An 18106-nucleotide genomic window follows, 5' to 3' on the forward strand; every position below is an offset into this window, starting at 1 on the left:
CTAGTGTGCATATTCGGTTTTTTTCTTACAAATATTCATAACGTTAATTTTGCCTCGCCAGTTGTTCAGTTATTAGTCAGGTCTGTTTATCTCTGTAAATAGAGGGCTTTCGGGTCCTTATAGGGAGAGTCCTGGCTTGACAAGCTTTTCCCTCGCTCCGTAAACTCCTTTAGGTGGGAATTTGTGGGTTAAAGTGGTGAGGAGGGGTGAGACTGGCATGTTCCGTGGAGCTACGTTAGTCAATCTCGACAGCAAAGGGCGTTTATCGGTGCCAACCCGATACCGCGACCAGCTGATTGAGAACGCTTCGGGTCAAATGGTTTGCACCATTGACATCAACTCCCCCTGCCTGCTGCTTTACCCCTTACCCGAATGGGAAATTATTGAGCAAAAGCTGTCGCGACTGTCGAGCATGAACCCGCAAGAGCGCCGCGTACAGCGGCTGTTATTGGGACATGCCAGTGAGTGTCAGATGGATAGCGCCGGGCGATTACTGATTGCGCCTGTGCTGCGGCAACATGCCGGTCTGACTAAAGAAGTGATGCTGGTCGGGCAGTTCAACAAGTTTGAACTGTGGGATGAAACGACCTGGTATCAACAGGTCAAGGAAGATATCGACGCTGAGCAGTCCGATTCCGCAACTTTATCGGAACGGCTGCAGGACTTGTCTCTATAAATATGATGGAAAATTATAAACACAAAACGGTGTTACTGGATGAGGCCGTGAACGGCCTGAATATTCGTCCGGATGGCATCTACATTGATGGTACGTTTGGTCGCGGTGGTCACTCGCGTTTGATTCTCTCCCAGCTTGGAGAGGAAGGACGTCTGCTGGCAATTGATCGCGATCCGCAGGCGATTGCCGTTGCACAGACCATCAATGACCCTCGCTTTTCCATCGTGCATGGACCTTTCTCTGCGCTCGCCGATTACGTTGCCGAGCGCGGCCTGACGGGCAAGATCGACGGGATTCTTCTCGATCTTGGCGTCTCTTCACCACAGCTTGATGATGCTGAACGCGGTTTCTCCTTTATGCGTGATGGTCCGCTGGATATGCGTATGGACCCGACGCGCGGCCAGTCTGCTGCCGAATGGCTGCAGACCGCTGACGAAGCGGATATTGCATGGGTGATCAAAACCTTTGGCGAAGAACGTTTTGGCAAGCGCATTGCGCGCGCCATCGTTGAGCGCAACCGCGTTGAGCCCATGACCCGTACCAAAGAGCTGGCCGAAGTGATCGCGGCGGCGACGCCGGTGAAGGATAAGCACAAACATCCCGCGACCCGTACCTTCCAGGCGGTGCGCATCTGGGTAAACAGTGAACTGGAGGAAATAGAGCTGGCGCTAAAAAGCTCGCTCGACGTACTGGCCCCGGGTGGGCGGTTATCCATCATCAGCTTCCATTCGCTGGAAGACCGCATTGTGAAGCGCTTTATGCGTGAGCAAAGCCGCGGTCCTCAGGTTCCTGCGGGGTTGCCGATGACGGAAGAACAACTCAGGAAGCTGGGTGGTCGTCAGTTGCGAGCATTAGGCAAGTTGATGCCGGGCGAAGAAGAGGTGGCAGAGAATCCACGCGCCCGTAGTTCAGTGCTGCGAGTTGCAGAGAGGACGAACGCATGATCAGCAGAGTGACAGAAACCCTAAGCAAAGTTAAGGGATCGTTAGGAAGCAACGAGCGCCATGCCTTGCCTGGCGTGATCGGCGACGATCTTTTGCGGTTCGGGAAACTGCCACTCTGCCTGTTCATTTGCATCATTGTTACGGCAGTCACGGTGGTCACCACAGCCCACCATACACGTTTATTGACTGCGCAACGCGAGCAGATGGTACTGGAACGCGATGCGCTGGATATTGAATGGCGAAATCTGATCCTTGAAGAAAACGCGCTCGGCGATCACAGCCGGGTTGAACGGATCGCAACGGAAAAGCTGCAACTGCAGCATGTTGATCCTTCCCAGGAAAATATCGTAGTACAAAAATAAGGGAAAACGCGACGCATGAAAGCAGCGGCAAAAACGCTAAAACCAAAACGTCAGGAAGAACAGGCCAACTTTGTCAGTTGGCGTTTTGCGTTGCTTTGCGGCTGCATTTTACTGGCGCTGGGTTTCCTGCTGGGACGTGTGGCGTGGTTGCAAATCATCGCCCCTGACATGCTGGTACGTCAGGGGGATATGCGCTCTCTGCGTGTGCAGGAAGTGTCGACATCACGTGGGATGATCACTGACCGTTCTGGTCGCCCGCTGGCCGTGAGTGTGCCGGTAAAAGCGATTTGGGCCGACCCGAAAGAGCTGCACGACGCTGGTGGCATTACGCTGGACAACCGCTGGAAAGCGCTGTCAGATGCCCTGAAAATGCCGCTGGATCAGCTGGCTTCCCGCGTTAACGCCAACCCGAAAGGGCGTTTTATCTATCTGGCGCGTCAGGTTAACCCTGACATGGCGGACTACATTCGTAAACTGAAGCTGCCGGGCATACATCTGCGTGAGGAATCCCGTCGTTATTATCCGTCCGGCGAAGTAACCGCTCACCTCATCGGCTTCACTAACGTCGATAGCCAAGGGATTGAGGGCGTTGAAAAAAGCTTCGATAAGTGGCTCACCGGCCAGCCGGGCGAGCGCATTGTGCGTAAAGACCGCTATGGGCGCGTCATCGAAGATATTTCCTCTACGGACAGCCAGGCGGCACACAACCTGGCACTGAGTATCGACGAGCGCTTGCAGGCGCTGGTTTATCGCGAGCTGAACAACGCCGTAGCGTTCAACAAAGCGGAGTCTGGCAGTGCCGTGCTGGTTGATGTCAGCACCGGTGAAGTGCTGGCGATGGCTAACAGTCCGTCCTACAACCCGAATAACTTTACCGGTACCGCAAAAGATGCGATGCGTAACCGGGCAATTACCGACGTGTTCGAACCTGGCTCCACGGTGAAACCGATGGTGGTGATGACGGCGCTTCAGCGCGGCATCGTCAATGAAAACACGGTTCTGAACACGATCCCTTACCGTATCAACGGCCACGAGATTAAAGACGTGGCGCGCTACAGCGAATTGACCCTGACCGGGGTGTTACAGAAGTCGAGTAACGTCGGTGTTTCAAAGCTGGCGTTAGCGATGCCGTCCTCAGCGTTAGTAGAGACTTACTCACGTTTTGGACTGGGAAAGGCGACCAATTTGGGGTTGGTCGGAGAACGCAGTGGCTTATATCCTCAAAAACAACGGTGGTCTGACATAGAGAGGGCCACCTTCTCTTTCGGCTATGGGCTAATGGTAACGCCGTTACAGTTAGCGCGAGTCTACGCAACGATTGGCAGCTATGGCGTCTATCGCCCGCTGTCGATTACCAAAGTTGATCCACCGGTTCCGGGCGAGCGTATCTTCCCGGAATCCATCGTTCGTACCGTTGTGCACATGATGGAAAGCGTGGCGCTGCCCGGCGGCGGCGGCGTGAAGGCGGCGATCAAAGGCTATCGCATTGCCATTAAAACCGGTACAGCGAAAAAGGTGGGGCCAGACGGCCGCTACATCAACAAATACATTGCCTATACCGCAGGCGTAGCGCCTGCAAGCAATCCGCGTTTTGCGCTGGTGGTCGTCATAAACGATCCACAGGCGGGTAAATACTACGGCGGCGCCGTCTCCGCGCCTGTATTCGGCGCTATCATGGGCGGCGTGTTACGTACCATGAACATTGAACCGGATGCGCTGGCGACGGGCGAAAAAAGTGAATTTGTAATTAATCAAGGCGAGGGTACAGGTGGCAGATCGTAATTTGCGCGACCTTCTCGCTCCGTGGGTGCCAAATGCACCGGAGCGAGCACTGCGAGAGATGGTACTGGACAGCCGCGTTGCGGCTTCTGGCGATCTTTTTGTGGCGGTGGTCGGTCATCAGGCGGACGGGCGTCGTTATATCCCGCAGGCGATTGCGCAAGGTGTTGCTGCCATTATTGCTGAGGCCAAAGATGAGGCAACCGACGGTGAGATCCGTGAAATGCACGGTGTGCCGGTTATCTATCTCAGCCAGTTGAATGAACGTCTCTCTGCTCTGGCAGGACGTTTTTATCACGAACCTTCCGACCAGCTGCGTCTGGTTGGCGTGACGGGCACGAACGGAAAAACCACCACCACGCAGCTGATGGCGCAATGGGCCCAGTTGCTGGCTGAAACTGGCGCGGTAATGGGCACCGTGGGTAACGGCCTGCTGGGCAAAGTCAGCCCAACAGAAAACACCACCGGCTCGGCAGTTGACGTACAGCATGTTCTTGCCGGTCTGGCAGGGCAGGGGGCAACCTTTGCCGCGATGGAAGTTTCTTCGCACGGTCTGGTACAGCATCGCGTTGCGGCGCTGAAGTTTGCCGCGTCTGTGTTTACCAACCTGAGTCGCGATCATCTTGATTATCATGGTGATATGGAGCATTACGAAGCCGCGAAATGGCTGCTGTTCTCTACTCACCATTACGGACAAGCCATCATCAACGCCGATGATGAAGTCGGTCGCCGCTGGCTTGCGAAGCTGCCAGACGCGGTTGCGGTGTCGATGGAAGACCATATCAATCCCAACTGCCACGGCCGCTGGCTGAAGGCCGTTGACGTTAACTATCACGACAGCGGGGCGACGATCCGCTTTGCCTCTTCATGGGGCGAAGGTGAAATTGAAAGTCGCCTGATGGGCGCCTTTAACGTCAGCAATCTGCTGCTGGCACTGGCGACGCTGCTGGCGCTGGGCTACCCGATGGCTGAACTGCTGAAGACCTCCGCACGTCTGCAGCCTGTTTGCGGTCGTATGGAAGTGTTTAGCGCGCCGGGCAAACCGACCGTGGTTGTCGATTATGCCCACACGCCGGATGCGCTGGAAAAAGCGCTGGAAGCGGCCCGCCTGCACTGTACCGGTAAACTGTGGTGCGTCTTTGGCTGCGGCGGCGATCGCGATAAAGGCAAACGTCCACTGATGGGCGCCATTGCGGAACAGTTCGCGGATATTCCGGTAGTAACCGATGACAACCCGCGTACGGAAGAGCCGCGCGCCATCATCAACGACATTCTGGCGGGCATGCTGGACGCCGGTCGCGCCCGCGTGGTGGAGGGCCGTGCAGAAGCCGTGACCAACACCATCATGCAGGCCAAAGAAAATGATGTGGTTCTGCTGGCAGGTAAAGGCCACGAAGATTATCAGATTGTTGGCAATCGTCGTCTGGACTACTCCGACCGCGTAACGGCAGCGCGTCTGCTGGGAGTCGTCGCATGATTAGCATCACCTTAAGCCGGGCCGCTGCGGTACTGCACGGCGAACTGTTGGGTCCAGATCTGACCATTGACGCGGTAACCACCGACACCCGCAAAGTGACCGCGGGTTGTCTGTTTGTGGCGCTGAAAGGCGAGCGTTTTGACGCGCATGATTTTGCCGGGCAGGCTAAAGAAAACGGCGCAGGCGCGCTGCTGGTCAGCCGTAAACTCGATATCGAACTGCCGCAAATTGTAGTGAAAGATACGCGTCTCGCCTTCGGTGAACTGGCCGCCTGGGTTCGTCAGCAGGTGCCAGCTCGCGTTGTCGCGCTAACCGGATCATCAGGCAAAACGTCAGTGAAAGAGATGACGGCGGCGATCCTCAGCCAGTGCGGCAATACACTTTATACCGCGGGCAACCTCAATAATGACATCGGCGTGCCGATGACATTACTTCGCCTGACCAACGAGCACGAATTTGCGGTGATCGAGCTAGGGGCAAACCACCAGGGGGAAATCGCCTGGACCGTGAGCCTGACGCGCCCGGAAGCGGCGCTGGTGAATAACCTGGCGGCGGCACATCTGGAAGGCTTTGGCTCGCTGGAAGGCGTGGCGAAAGCGAAAGGCGAGATCTACACCGGTCTGCCCGCTGACGGTATTGCCATTCTCAATGCCGACAACAACGACTGGCTGAACTGGCAGAACATCATTGGCTCGCGTAAAACCTGGCGCTTCTCGCCGAATGCGCCCAACAGTGATTTTACCGCGACCAATATTCATGTGACGTCGCACGGTACAGAGTTCACGCTCACGACCCCAACGGGTGACGTAGACGTGCTGTTACCGCTGCCGGGTCGCCATAACATCGCCAATGCGCTTGCGGCTGCGGCGTTGTCGACGGCCGTGGGCGCGTCGCATGAGGCGATTAAAACCGGGCTGGCAACGTTAAAAGCCGTGCCGGGACGCCTGTTCCCGATCCCGCTTGCGGAAAACAAGCTGCTGCTGGATGACTCTTATAACGCGAACGTTGGCTCAATGACGGCGGCGGTGCAGGTGTTATCTGAAATGCCGGGTTACCGCGTCATGGTGGTTGGCGATATGGCCGAGCTGGGCGACGAAAGCGAAGCCTGTCATATCCAGGTCGGGGAAGCGGCGAAAGCGTCAGGGCTGGACTGTGTGCTGAGCGCAGGAAAACTGAGCGAGGCGATTAGCCGTGCCAGCGGCGTTGGCGAACATTTTGCCGATAAAGCTGCGTTGATTGAGCGCCTGAAGGCGTTGATTACAGAAAAACAAATTGTGACTGTGTTAGTGAAAGGTTCACGTAGTGCCGCCATGGAAGAGGTTGTGCACGCATTACAGGAGAACGGGACATGTTAGTTTGGCTGGCCGAACATTTGGTCAAATATTATTCAGGCTTTAACGTCTTTTCCTATCTGACGTTTCGTGCCATCGTCAGCCTGCTGACTGCGCTGTTCATCTCATTGTGGATGGGCCCGCGCATGATTGCCCGTCTGCAAAAACTCTCTTTCGGCCAGGTGGTGCGTAACGACGGTCCTGAGTCGCACTTCAGTAAACGCGGTACGCCGACCATGGGCGGGATTATGATCCTGACTGCGATCGTTGTCTCCGTGCTGCTGTGGGCGTATCCGTCTAACCCATACGTCTGGTGCGTGCTTACCGTGCTGGTGGGCTATGGGATCATTGGTTTTGTGGATGATTACCGCAAAGTCGTTCGCAAAGATACTAAAGGCCTGATTGCCCGCTGGAAGTACTTCTGGATGTCGGTGATCGCGCTTGGTGTGGCCTTCGCGCTCTATCTGGCAGGAAAAGACACGCCCGCGACCGAGCTGGTGGTGCCGTTCTTTAAAGACGTCATGCCGCAGCTGGGGCTGTTCTATATCCTGCTGGCCTACTTTGTGATCGTCGGAACCGGCAACGCCGTCAACCTGACCGATGGCCTGGATGGTCTGGCCATTATGCCAACCGTCTTTGTGGCGGCCGGTTTTGCACTGGTGGCGTGGGCGACCGGTAACATGAACTTTGCTAACTACCTGCACATCCCTTATCTGCGACACGCGGGTGAACTGGTGATCGTCTGTACGGCGATTGTCGGCGCGGGGCTGGGCTTCCTGTGGTTCAACACCTATCCGGCGCAGGTCTTTATGGGCGACGTCGGTTCTCTGGCGCTGGGCGGCGCGCTGGGCATCATCGCCGTGCTGCTGCGTCAGGAGTTCCTGCTGGTGATCATGGGCGGTGTGTTTGTGGTCGAGACCCTGTCGGTGATTTTGCAGGTCGGCTCCTTTAAGCTGCGCGGTCAGCGCATCTTCCGTATGGCGCCGATTCACCACCACTATGAACTGAAAGGCTGGCCGGAGCCGCGCGTGATTGTGCGCTTCTGGATTATTTCGCTGATGCTGGTGCTGATTGGCCTGGCAACGCTGAAGGTACGTTAATCATGGCAGATTACCAGGGCAAAAAAGTCGTTATCATCGGGTTGGGCCTTACCGGCCTTTCCTGCGTGGACTTTTTCCTTGCGCGTGGCGTGACGCCGCGCGTGATGGATACGCGTGTCTCTCCGCCGGGTCTGGACAAGCTGCCGGAACAGGTTGAACGCCACCTTGGTGGTCTGAATGATGACTGGCTGCTGGCCGCCGATCTGATTGTCGCCAGCCCGGGGATGGCGCTGGCGCACCCTTCACTCAGCGCTGCGGCTGATGCGGGGGTTGAGATTGTCGGTGATATCGAGCTGTTCTGCCGTGAAGTGCAGGCGCCCGTTATTGCGATTACCGGTTCTAATGGTAAAAGCACCGTCACCACTCTGGTGGGCGAAATGGCGAAAGCCGCAGGCATGAACGTCGGCGTGGGCGGTAATATCGGTCTGCCCGCGCTGATGCTGCTGGACAAAGGCTGCGAGCTGTATGTCCTTGAGCTTTCCAGCTTCCAGCTGGAAACCACCTCCAGCCTGCGCGCAGCTGCCGCGACGATCCTTAACGTGACCGAAGATCATATGGACAGGTATCCATTTGGTCTTCAGCAGTACCGCGCCGCCAAGCTGCGCGTGTATGAAAATGCCAAAGTCTGCGTGGTTAACGCCGATGATGCGCTGACCATGCCGGTGCGCGGCGCGGACGATCGCTGCATTAGCTTCGGTATCACCATGGGGGATTATCATCTGAACCGTCAGTTGGGTGAAACCTGGCTGCGCGTGAAAGGTGAGAAAGTGCTGAACGTGAAAGAGATGAAGCTCTCCGGCCAGCATAACTACACAAATGCTCTGGCAGCACTGGCGCTGGCGGATGCTGTTGGCCTGCCGCGCTCTTCCAGCCTGAAAGCGTTAACCACGTTTTCCGGTCTGGCGCACCGTTTCCAGCTGGCGCTGGAGCACAACGGCGTGCGCTGGATTAACGACTCCAAAGCCACCAACGTGGGAAGTACGGAGGCCGCGCTGAACGGTCTGCATGTTGACGGCACCCTGCATCTGCTGTTGGGCGGTGACGGCAAATCCGCTGATTTCTCCTCCCTGAAGCCGTACCTTTCAGGCGATAACATCCGCCTGTACTGTTTCGGTCGTGACGGCAGCGAGCTGGCTGAATTACGCCCGGAGATTGCCGAGCAAACTGAAACGATGGAACAGGCGATGCGGCTGATCGCCCCGCGCGTGAAGCCGGGGGATATGGTGCTGCTCTCTCCAGCGTGCGCGAGTCTCGATCAGTTTAAGAATTTCGAACAGCGTGGCGATATCTTTACTCGCCTGGCGAAGGAGTTAGGCTGATGCGTTTATCTCTCCCTCGCCTGAAAATGCCGCGCCTGCCAGGATTTGGAATTCTGGTGTGGCTGTTTGCGGCACTGAAAGGCTGGGTGATGGCTTCGCGGGAAAAAGACTCCGATAGCCTGATTATGTACGACCGCACCCTGTTCTGGCTTACGCTGGGGCTGGCGGCGATCGGCTTTATCATGGTGACCTCGGCCTCGATGCCCGTTGGACAGCGTCTGGCTAACGATCCTTTCCTGTTCGCCAAGCGTGACGGGCTGTACATCATTCTGGCGTTCTGTCTGGCGCTGGTGACGCTTCGTCTGCCGATGGCGTTCTGGCAGCGGCACAGTACGGCGATGCTGATTGCGTCAATTATCATGCTGCTGATCGTACTGGTTGTCGGGAGCTCCGTTAACGGGGCATCGCGCTGGATTGCGTTTGGCCCGCTGCGTATTCAGCCGGCGGAATTCACCAAGCTTTCGCTGTTCTGCTACCTGGCGAACTACCTGGTGCGTAAGGTCGACGAAGTGCGTAATAACCTTCGCGGCTTCTTAAAACCGATGGGCGTAATTCTGGTGCTCGCGATCCTGCTGCTGGCGCAGCCTGACCTCGGTACCGTGGTGGTGCTGTTTGTCACGACGCTGGCGATGCTTTTCCTGGCAGGGGCCAAGCTTTGGCAGTTCATCGCCATCATCGGAATGGGGATTTCAGCGGTAGTGCTGCTGATCCTCGCCGAGCCTTACCGTATCCGCCGTGTGACCTCGTTCTGGAACCCATGGGAAGATCCGTTCGGCAGTGGTTATCAGCTGACGCAGTCGCTGATGGCGTTTGGCCGCGGTGAGGTCTGGGGGCAAGGGCTGGGTAACTCGGTACAGAAACTGGAGTATTTACCGGAAGCGCACACTGACTTCATCTTCTCCATTATTGGGGAAGAACTGGGTTATATCGGTGTGGTATTGGCGTTATTAATGGTATTCTTCGTCGCTTTCCGCGCCATGTCGATTGGCCGAAAAGCGCTGGAGATCGATCACCGCTTCTCAGGTTTCTTAGCCTGTTCAATTGGGATCTGGTTTAGCTTCCAGGCACTGGTTAACGTCGGCGCCGCAGCGGGTATGCTTCCGACCAAAGGTCTGACGTTGCCGTTGATCAGTTATGGTGGTTCGAGCCTGTTGATCATGTCGACGGCCATTATGTTTTTGTTACGCATAGATTATGAGACGCGTCTGGAGAAAGCCCAGGCGTTTACACGAGGTTCACGATGAATCAACCGAAGCGGTTAATGGTGATGGCAGGCGGTACCGGCGGACATGTGTTCCCGGGGCTGGCGGTTGCGCACCATTTAATGGAGCAGGGCTGGCAGGTACGCTGGCTGGGAACCGCAGACCGCATGGAAGCCGATCTGGTACCGAAGCACGGTATTGAGATCGACTTTATTCGTATTTCCGGCCTTCGTGGCAAAGGTCTTAAGGCGCTGCTGCTGTCTCCGGTGCGTATTTTTAACGCCTGGCGTCAGGCACGCACCATCATGAAGCGTTTTAAGCCTGATGTGGTACTGGGCATGGGTGGCTACGTCTCTGGCCCAGGCGGGTTGGCTGCGTGGTCACTAGGTATTCCCGTCGTACTGCATGAGCAGAACGGTATTGCCGGTCTGACCAACAAGTGGCTGGCGAAAATCGCCACCAAAGTTATGCAGGCGTTTCCCGGTGCGTTCCCGAAAGCGGACGTGGTGGGTAACCCGGTGCGTGTGGATGTGCTGGCGCTGCCGCTGCCGGACACCCGCCTGACGGGGCGTGAAGGACCGGTACGCGTTCTGGTTGTGGGCGGCTCTCAAGGGGCACGCATTTTAAACCAGACGATGCCGCAGGTGGCTGCAAAGCTGGGTGATGCCGTGACCATTTGGCATCAAAGCGGGAAAGGCGCGCAACAGACCGTTGAGCAGGCTTACGCCGCTGAAGGCCAGCCGCAGCACAAAGTGACCGAATTTATTGACGATATGGCTGCAGCCTATGCCTGGGCCGATGTCGTGGTTTGCCGCTCTGGCGCACTGACGGTAAGCGAAATCGCTGCCGCCGGTTTGCCCGCGGTGTTTGTCCCGTTCCAGCACAAAGACCGACAGCAGTACTGGAACGCGCTGCCGCTTGAGAAAGCCGGTGCGGCGAAGATATTTGAACAGCCACAATTTACCGCCGACGCGGTCGCCACTACCCTGGCGGGCTGGAACAGAGATGCATTGCTGGAGATGGCACAACGCGCGCGCGCGGTGGCAATCCCGGATGCGACTGAACGGGTGGCAAAAGAAGTGAGCCTGGCAGCCCAGGCTTAACCCTCGCAGCGCGTGTTGCGCTGCACGAATTTTAAGTAGTCGATGGCGTTTAGAGAATGAATACACAACAACTGGCAAAACTGCGTTCAATCGTGCCCGAGATGCGTCGCGTCCGGCACATTCACTTTGTTGGCATCGGTGGTGCTGGCATGGGCGGTATTGCCGAAGTGTTAGCTAACGAAGGTTATCAGATCAGCGGGTCTGACCTGGCGCCAAACCCTGTTACGCAGCAACTGGCGTCGCTTGGGGCGACTATCTATTTCAACCATCGCCCTGAAAACGTGCGCGATGCAAGCGTGGTGGTGGTATCGAGCGCTATCTCCTCTGACAACCCGGAAATCGTTGCCGCGCATGAAGCGCGCATTCCGGTGATCCGCCGTGCTGAAATGTTGGCGGAACTGATGCGTTTTCGTCACGGCATCGCGATTGCCGGGACCCACGGTAAAACCACGACGACTGCGATGGTGTCCAGTATTTATGCCGAAGCGGGTCTCGACCCGACGTTCGTCAATGGCGGTCTGGTCAAAGCCGCAGGCGTGCACGCGCGTCTGGGTCACAGCCGTTACCTGATTGCGGAAGCAGATGAGAGCGATGCGTCGTTCCTGCATCTGCAGCCGATGGTGGCGATTGTCACCAATATCGAAGCCGACCATATGGATACCTACCAGGGCGACTTTGAGAATTTAAAGCAGACCTTTATCAACTTCCTGCACAACCTGCCGTTTTATGGCCGCGCGGTGATGTGTGTGGATGACCCGGTCATCCGCGAACTGCTGCCGCGAGTGGGGCGTCAAATCACCACTTACGGCTTCAGTGAGGATGCTGACGTTCGCGTGGAAGAGTACAAACAGGTTGGTGCGCAGGGGCACTTCACGCTGGCGCGTCAGGACAAAGAGCTGCTGCACGTTACGCTGAATGCGCCAGGGCGTCATAACGCTCTCAACGCCGCAGCGGCGGTGGCGGTGGCGACAGAAGAAGGCATCGATGATGAAGCGATCCTGCGCGCGCTGGAAAGCTTCCAGGGCACTGGACGTCGTTTCGATTTCCTCGGCGAATTCCCGCTGGAGGCAGTAAACGGTAAAGCCGGCACCGCTATGCTGGTGGATGACTACGGCCACCATCCAACCGAAGTGGACGCGACCATCAAAGCTGCACGCGCTGGCTGGCCTGAAAAAAATCTTGTCATGATCTTCCAGCCGCACCGCTATACGCGCACCCGCGATCTGTATGACGATTTCGCCAGCGTACTGTCGCAGGTGGATACGCTGCTGATGCTGGATGTTTATGCAGCGGGCGAAACTCCGATTCCGGGGGCTGACAGTCGTTCTTTGTGTCGCACGATTCGCGGACGCGGTAAAGTTGACCCTATTTTGGTTTCTGACCCGGTACAGGTGGCGGAAATTCTGGCACCGGTGCTGACCGGTAACGATCTGATTCTGATTCAGGGTGCGGGAAATATCGGCAAAATCGCCCGTACCTTAGCTGAAATCAAACTGAAGCCGCAAACTCAGGAGGATGAGCATCATGGCTGATAAGATTGCTGTCCTGTCTGGCGGCACGTCCGCCGAGCGCGAGGTTTCTCTGAATTCCGGCGCTGCCGTACTGGCGGGTCTGCGTGAAGGGGGCGTCAATGCGCACCTGGTCGATCCAAAAGAGGTCGACGTGACGCAGTTAAAAGCAATGGGCTTCGATAAAGTCTTTATCGCATTACATGGCCGTGGCGGAGAAGACGGAACCCTGCAGGGGCTTCTGGAGTTGATCGGCATGCCGTACACCGGCAGCGGCGTGATGGCGTCTGCCATCTCTATGGATAAACTGCGCAGTAAGTTACTGTGGCAGGGCGCGGGGCTACCGGTTGCACCGTGGGTGGCGCTGACGCGTCGCGAATTTGAATTGGGCCTGTCTGACAGCGTTAATACACGCATTGCGGCACTGGGCTTACCGGTTATTGTAAAGCCGAGCCGGGAAGGGTCGAGCGTAGGAATGTCAAAAGTCGATAAAGCTGAAGATTTAGCGTCGGCTTTAGCATTGGCATTTCAACACGATGAAGAAGTTCTGATTGAAAAATGGCTCAGCGGGCCGGAATTTACCGTCGCGATGCTTGGCGAAGAAATTTTACCGTCAATTCGCATCCAACCCGCCGGAGTCTTCTATGATTATGAGGCGAAGTATCTCTCTGATGAGACGCAATATTTCTGCCCTTGTGGTCTGGAAGCTGAGCGTGAAGCGGATTTACAGTCCCTGGTGCTTAAAGCCTGGAATATTCTCGGGTGTCGCGGCTGGGGACGCATTGATGTGATGCAGGACAGTGACGGGCAATTTTACCTGCTGGAAGCCAATACCTCTCCGGGAATGACCAGCCATAGCCTTGTGCCGATGGCTGCGCGTCAGGCAGGAATGAGCTTCTCTCAGTTAGTCGTATGTATTCTGGACCAGGCGGGCTGATATGTCTCAGGCTGCATTGAACACGCGCAACCGCGATGACGAAGAAGAATATGCTTCTTCACGCCGGAGTAATGGAACGCGTCTTGCAGGGATTATTTTCCTGCTCGGGGTGCTGTGCACCGTGTTTATCAGCGGCTGGATGGTGCTGGGCTGGATGGAAGATGCGCAGCGGTTGCCTCTGTCAAAGCTGGTGGTGACCGGCGAGCGTCACTACACGCGTAACGATGATATTCGCCAGTCAATTCTGGCGCTGGGATCGCCCGGCACCTTTATGACTCAGGACGTCAATATTATTCAGAGTCAGATTGAACGTCTGCCCTGGATAAAACAGGCGAGTGTCAGAAAGCAATGGCCTGATGAATTGAAGATTCATCTGGTTGAATATGTGCCCATTGCGCGTTGGAATGATCAGCACATGGTTGACGTAGACGGAAATTCCTTCAGCGTCCCATCCGATCGTGTCAACAAGCAAAATTTACCGATGTTGTATGGCCCTGAAGGTAGCGAAAACGAAGTCTTGCAGGGTTTTCGTGAAATGGGTCAGGTGCTGGCGAAGGACAGGTTTACGTTAAAAGATGCTGCAATGACGGCGCGCCGCTCCTGGCAGCTTACGTTGACGAACGGCATTAAGCTCAACCTGGGGCGCGGCGACACAATGAAACGTCTGGCGCGTTTTGTAGAACTTTACCCGGTTTTACAGCAGCAGGCGCAGACGGACGGCAAACGGATAAGCTACGTTGATTTGCGCTATGACTCAGGCGCAGCAGTCGGTTGGGAGCCGGCTCCGGTCGAGGAACCTAATCAGCAACAGAATCAGGCACAGGTACAGGCAGAACAACAATGATCAAGGCGACGGACAGAAAACTGGTAGTTGGACTGGAGATTGGCACCGCTAAGGTTGCCGCTTTAGTAGGGGAAGTTCTGCCCGACGGTATGGTCAATATCATTGGCGTGGGCAGTTGCCCGTCCCGTGGTATGGATAAAGGTGGGGTAAATGACCTTGAGTCGGTGGTGAAATGCGTGCAGCGCGCCATCGATCAGGCTGAATTAATGGCGGATTGCCAGATTTCTTCTGTCTATCTGGCCCTTTCTGGCAAGCACATCAGCTGCCAGAACGAAATCGGTATGGTGCCGATTTCCGAAGAAGAAGTGACGCAGGAAGACGTTGAAAACGTGGTGCATACGGCGAAGTCCGTGCGCGTGCGCGATGAACATCGTGTACTGCACGTGATCCCGCAGGAATATGCGATCGACTATCAGGAAGGGATCAAAAACCCGGTCGGTCTGTCTGGCGTGCGTATGCAGGCAAAAGTGCACCTGATCACATGTCACAACGATATGGCAAAGAACATTGTAAAAGCCGTTGAACGTTGTGGCCTGAAAGTTGACCAACTTATTTTCGCCGGTCTGGCGGCAAGTTATTCCGTGCTGACCGAAGACGAACGTGAACTCGGTGTCTGTGTGGTCGATATTGGTGGTGGTACAATGGACATGGCTGTCTATACAGGCGGTGCGCTGCGCCACACCAAAGTGATCCCTTATGCCGGGAACGTTGTGACCAGCGATATCGCATACGCTTTTGGTACGCCACCGAGCGATGCAGAAGCGATTAAAGTGCGCCACGGCTGTGCGCTGGGTTCAATTGTTGGCAAAGATGAGAGCGTTGAAGTGCCGAGCGTGGGCGGTCGTCCGCCGCGCAGCCTGCAACGTCAGACGCTGGCAGAGGTGATTGAGCCGCGTTATACCGAGCTGCTCAACCTGGTCAACGAAGAGATTTTACAGTTACAGGAACAGCTTCGTCAGCAAGGTGTGAAACATCATCTCGCGGCGGGGATTGTATTAACCGGCGGGGCAGCGCAAATTGAAGGTCTTGCGGCCTGCGCTCAGCGCGTGTTCCATACGCAGGTGCGTATTGGTGCGCCGCTGAATATTACCGGTTTAACGGATTATGCTCAGGAGCCGTACTATTCGACGGCTGTGGGCCTGCTCCACTACGGGAAGGAATCTCATCTCAGTGGTGAAGCAGAAGTGGAAAAACGCGTTTCAGTGGGGTCGTGGGTCAAACGACTGAACAACTGGCTGCGAAAAGAGTTTTAATTTTTTTAAGAGACCGGAGAGAATTAGCGGTCTCGGGCGACAGGCACAACGGAGAGAGAAATTATGTTTGAACCTATGGAACTGACCAACGACGCGGTGATTAAAGTCATCGGCGTCGGTGGCGGCGGCGGTAACGCCGTAGAGCATATGGTGCGTGAACGCATTGAAGGTGTTGAATTCTTTGCAGTTAACACCGATGCGCAGGCACTGCGTAAAACAGCAGTTGGCCAGACTATCCAGATCGGCGGTGGCATCACCAAAGGGCTGGGCGCTGGGGCAAACCCGGAAGTCGGTCGCAACGCGGCTGAAGAAGATCGTGAAGCCCTGCGTGCTGCACTGGAAGGTGCGGACATGGTCTTCATCGCAGCAGGTATGGGCGGCGGTACGGGTACCGGTGCAGCACCTGTTGTCGCAGAAGTCGCTAAAGATTTAGGTATCCTGACCGTTGCTGTCGTGACCAAGCCTTTCAACTTTGAAGGCAAGAAGCGTATGGCTTTCGCGGAGCAGGGTATCACCGAACTGTCCAAGCATGTGGACTCACTGATCACCATCCCGAACGACAAACTGTTGAAAGTTCTGGGTCGCGGTATCTCCCTGCTGGACGCCTTCGGCGCGGCAAACGACGTGCTGAAAGGCGCGGTTCAGGGTATCGCCGAACTGATTACCCGTCCTGGCCTGATGAACGTTGACTTTGCAGACGTTCGTACCGTGATGTCCGAAATGGGCTACGCGATGATGGGCTCTGGCGTGGCAAGCGGTGAAGACCGTGCAGAAGAAGCGGCTGAAATGGCTATCTCTTCTCCACTGCTGGAAGATATCGACCTGTCTGGTGCGCGCGGCGTGCTGGTCAACATTACCGCTGGCTTTGACCTGCGTCTGGATGAGTTCGAAACCGTGGGTAACACTATCCGTGCGTTCGCCTCTGACAATGCCACCGTGGTAATTGGTACGTCTCTCGACCCGGAAATGAACGACGAGCTGCGTGTAACTGTTGTTGCCACCGGTATCGGTATGGACAAGCGTCCTGAGATCACCCTGGTGACCAACAAACAGACTCAGCAACCGGTAATGGATCGTTACCAGCAGCACGGTATGTCTCCTCTGACTCAAGAGCAGAAACCGGCCGCGAAAGTGGTGAACGACCCAACGCCGCAAACGGCGAAAGAGCCAGATTATCTGGATATCCCGGCGTTCCTGCGTAAGCAAGCTGACTAAGAATTGGCTGGAATTTGGGGATTTGCGCTCTTTGTGCTAAACTGGCCCACCGTTAGTGATATACACTTTCGGTTGGATAGTTAATTTGGCGAGATTATACGATGATCAAACAAAGGACACTTAAACGTATCGTTCAGGCGACGGGTGTCGGTTTACATACCGGCAAGAAAGTCACACTGACGTTACGCCCTGCGCCGGCCAATACCGGGGTCATCTATCGTCGCACCGACTTGAATCCACCGGTAGATTTTCCGGCCGATGCCAAATCTGTGCGTGATACTATGCTCTGTACTTGTCTGGTGAACGAGCATGACGTGCGGATTTCTACCGTAGAGCACTTGAACGCCGCCCTGGCGGGTCTGGGTATCGACAACATTATGGTTGAAGTCGATGCGCCAGAAATCCCGATTATGGATGGCAGTGCTGCTCCGTTCGTTTATCTGTTGCTGGATGCCGGCATCGAAGAACTGAACTGCGCGAAGAAATTTGTTCGCATCAAAGAGACCGTTCGTGTCGAAGATGGCGACAAGTGGGCTGAATTCAAACCGTACAATGGTTTCTCGTTGGACTTTACCATCGACTTTAACCATCCGGCGATTGATGCCAGCACCCAACGCTATGCGATGAACTTCTCTGCTGATGCGTTTATGCGCCAGATTAGCCGCGCACGTACGTTTGGCTTCATGCGTGATATCGAATATCTGCAGTCCCGCGGCTTGTGCCTGGGCGGCAGCTTCGATTGTGCCATCGTTGTTGACGATTATCGCGTACTGAACGAAGACGGCCTGCGTTTTGAAGACGAATTCGTGCGTCACAAAATGCTGGATGCGATCGGCGACCTGTTTATGTGTGGTCATAACATCATTGGTGCATTCACCGCGTTTAAATCCGGTCATGCACTGAACAACAAACTGTTGCAGGCAGTCCTGGCAAAACAGGAAGCCTGGGAATATGTGACCTTTGAAGACGAAGCGGAACTGCCGCTGGCCTTCAAAGCACCAAGCACGGTTCTGGCTTAACGGTTCACACCGTTTCGTAAAAAATCGACTGGTTAAC

General features: G+C 55.7%; 16 protein-coding genes. All 16 read left to right on the forward strand.

The genetic code is table 11. The annotated features are described in order from the left end of the window. Positions 1 to 217: 217 nt before the first annotated feature. The 16 genes from mraZ (at position 218) to lpxC (ending at position 18069) form a co-directional block, all read left to right on the forward strand. Complete coding sequence (mraZ, locus tag L383_RS01810; protein ID WP_014882537.1) at positions 218 to 676, forward strand: division/cell wall cluster transcriptional repressor MraZ; 459 nt, start codon at positions 218 to 220, stop codon at positions 674 to 676. A gap of 2 nt (positions 677 to 678) precedes the next feature. Further along, positions 679 to 1620: a 16S rRNA (cytosine(1402)-N(4))-methyltransferase RsmH gene (gene rsmH, locus L383_RS01805; protein ID WP_014882538.1), complete on the forward strand. Its 942-nt coding sequence runs from the start codon at positions 679 to 681 to the stop codon at positions 1618 to 1620. Then, entirely contained in the window at positions 1617 to 1982 is a 366-nt protein-coding gene (gene ftsL, locus L383_RS01800; protein WP_014068894.1) for a cell division protein FtsL, read from the forward strand. The genes rsmH and ftsL overlap by 4 nt, the downstream gene beginning before the upstream one ends. Positions 1983 to 1997: 15 nt before the next feature. After that, entirely contained in the window at positions 1998 to 3764 is a 1767-nt protein-coding gene (locus tag L383_RS01795; protein WP_014882539.1) for a peptidoglycan glycosyltransferase FtsI, read from the forward strand. After that, positions 3751 to 5238 carry a UDP-N-acetylmuramoyl-L-alanyl-D-glutamate--2,6-diaminopimelate ligase gene (gene murE / locus L383_RS01790; protein WP_023332080.1) on the forward strand — a complete coding sequence of 496 codons (1488 nt, stop codon included), beginning with the start codon at positions 3751 to 3753 and terminating at the stop codon, positions 5236 to 5238. The genes L383_RS01795 and murE overlap by 14 nt, the downstream gene beginning before the upstream one ends. Continuing rightward, positions 5235 to 6593, forward strand: a complete 1359-nt coding sequence (gene murF, locus L383_RS01785) for a UDP-N-acetylmuramoyl-tripeptide--D-alanyl-D-alanine ligase (RefSeq protein WP_023332081.1) — start codon at positions 5235 to 5237, stop codon at positions 6591 to 6593. Before murE ends, murF begins: the two co-directional genes overlap by 4 nt. Continuing rightward, positions 6587 to 7669 (forward strand): phospho-N-acetylmuramoyl-pentapeptide-transferase, encoded by a 1083-nt coding sequence (gene mraY, locus L383_RS01780; RefSeq protein WP_008501985.1) that lies wholly within the window; start codon positions 6587 to 6589, stop codon positions 7667 to 7669. The genes murF and mraY overlap by 7 nt, the downstream gene beginning before the upstream one ends. A gap of 2 nt (positions 7670 to 7671) precedes the next feature. After that, complete coding sequence (murD, locus tag L383_RS01775) at positions 7672 to 8988, forward strand: UDP-N-acetylmuramoyl-L-alanine--D-glutamate ligase (RefSeq protein WP_023332082.1); 1317 nt, start codon at positions 7672 to 7674, stop codon at positions 8986 to 8988. Next, positions 8988 to 10232, forward strand: coding sequence for a cell division protein FtsW (gene ftsW, locus L383_RS01770; RefSeq protein WP_014882543.1), 1245 nt, complete (start codon positions 8988 to 8990; stop codon positions 10230 to 10232). Before murD ends, ftsW begins: the two co-directional genes overlap by 1 nt. Further along, entirely contained in the window at positions 10229 to 11293 is a 1065-nt protein-coding gene (murG, locus tag L383_RS01765) for an undecaprenyldiphospho-muramoylpentapeptide beta-N-acetylglucosaminyltransferase (RefSeq protein WP_014882544.1), read from the forward strand. The genes ftsW and murG overlap by 4 nt, the downstream gene beginning before the upstream one ends. Positions 11294 to 11349: 56 nt before the next feature. Further along, a complete protein-coding gene (gene murC / locus L383_RS01760) occupies positions 11350 to 12825 on the forward strand; it encodes a UDP-N-acetylmuramate--L-alanine ligase (protein WP_014882545.1) in 1476 nt (491 codons plus the stop codon). Beyond that, entirely contained in the window at positions 12818 to 13738 is a 921-nt protein-coding gene (locus L383_RS01755) for a D-alanine--D-alanine ligase (protein ID WP_023332083.1), read from the forward strand. Before murC ends, L383_RS01755 begins: the two co-directional genes overlap by 8 nt. 1 nt (position 13739) lies before the next feature. Then, positions 13740 to 14582 carry a cell division protein FtsQ gene (gene ftsQ, locus L383_RS01750; RefSeq protein ID WP_014882547.1) on the forward strand — a complete coding sequence of 281 codons (843 nt, stop codon included), beginning with the start codon at positions 13740 to 13742 and terminating at the stop codon, positions 14580 to 14582. Continuing rightward, positions 14579 to 15835, forward strand: coding sequence for a cell division protein FtsA (ftsA, locus tag L383_RS01745; RefSeq protein WP_006173845.1), 1257 nt, complete (start codon positions 14579 to 14581; stop codon positions 15833 to 15835). Before ftsQ ends, ftsA begins: the two co-directional genes overlap by 4 nt. A gap of 63 nt (positions 15836 to 15898) precedes the next feature. Beyond that, positions 15899 to 17050, forward strand: coding sequence for a cell division protein FtsZ (ftsZ, locus tag L383_RS01740; protein WP_008501978.1), 1152 nt, complete (start codon positions 15899 to 15901; stop codon positions 17048 to 17050). A gap of 101 nt (positions 17051 to 17151) precedes the next feature. Further along, the gene (lpxC, locus tag L383_RS01735) at positions 17152 to 18069 is read left to right on the forward strand and encodes a UDP-3-O-acyl-N-acetylglucosamine deacetylase (protein WP_014882548.1); all 918 of its coding nucleotides are present in this window, start codon (positions 17152 to 17154) and stop codon (positions 18067 to 18069) included. The last annotated feature ends 37 nt before the right edge of the window (positions 18070 to 18106 follow it).

Source organism: Enterobacter sp. MGH 37, from assembly GCF_000534515.1.
Lineage (GTDB): Bacteria > Pseudomonadota > Gammaproteobacteria > Enterobacterales > Enterobacteriaceae > Enterobacter > Enterobacter kobei.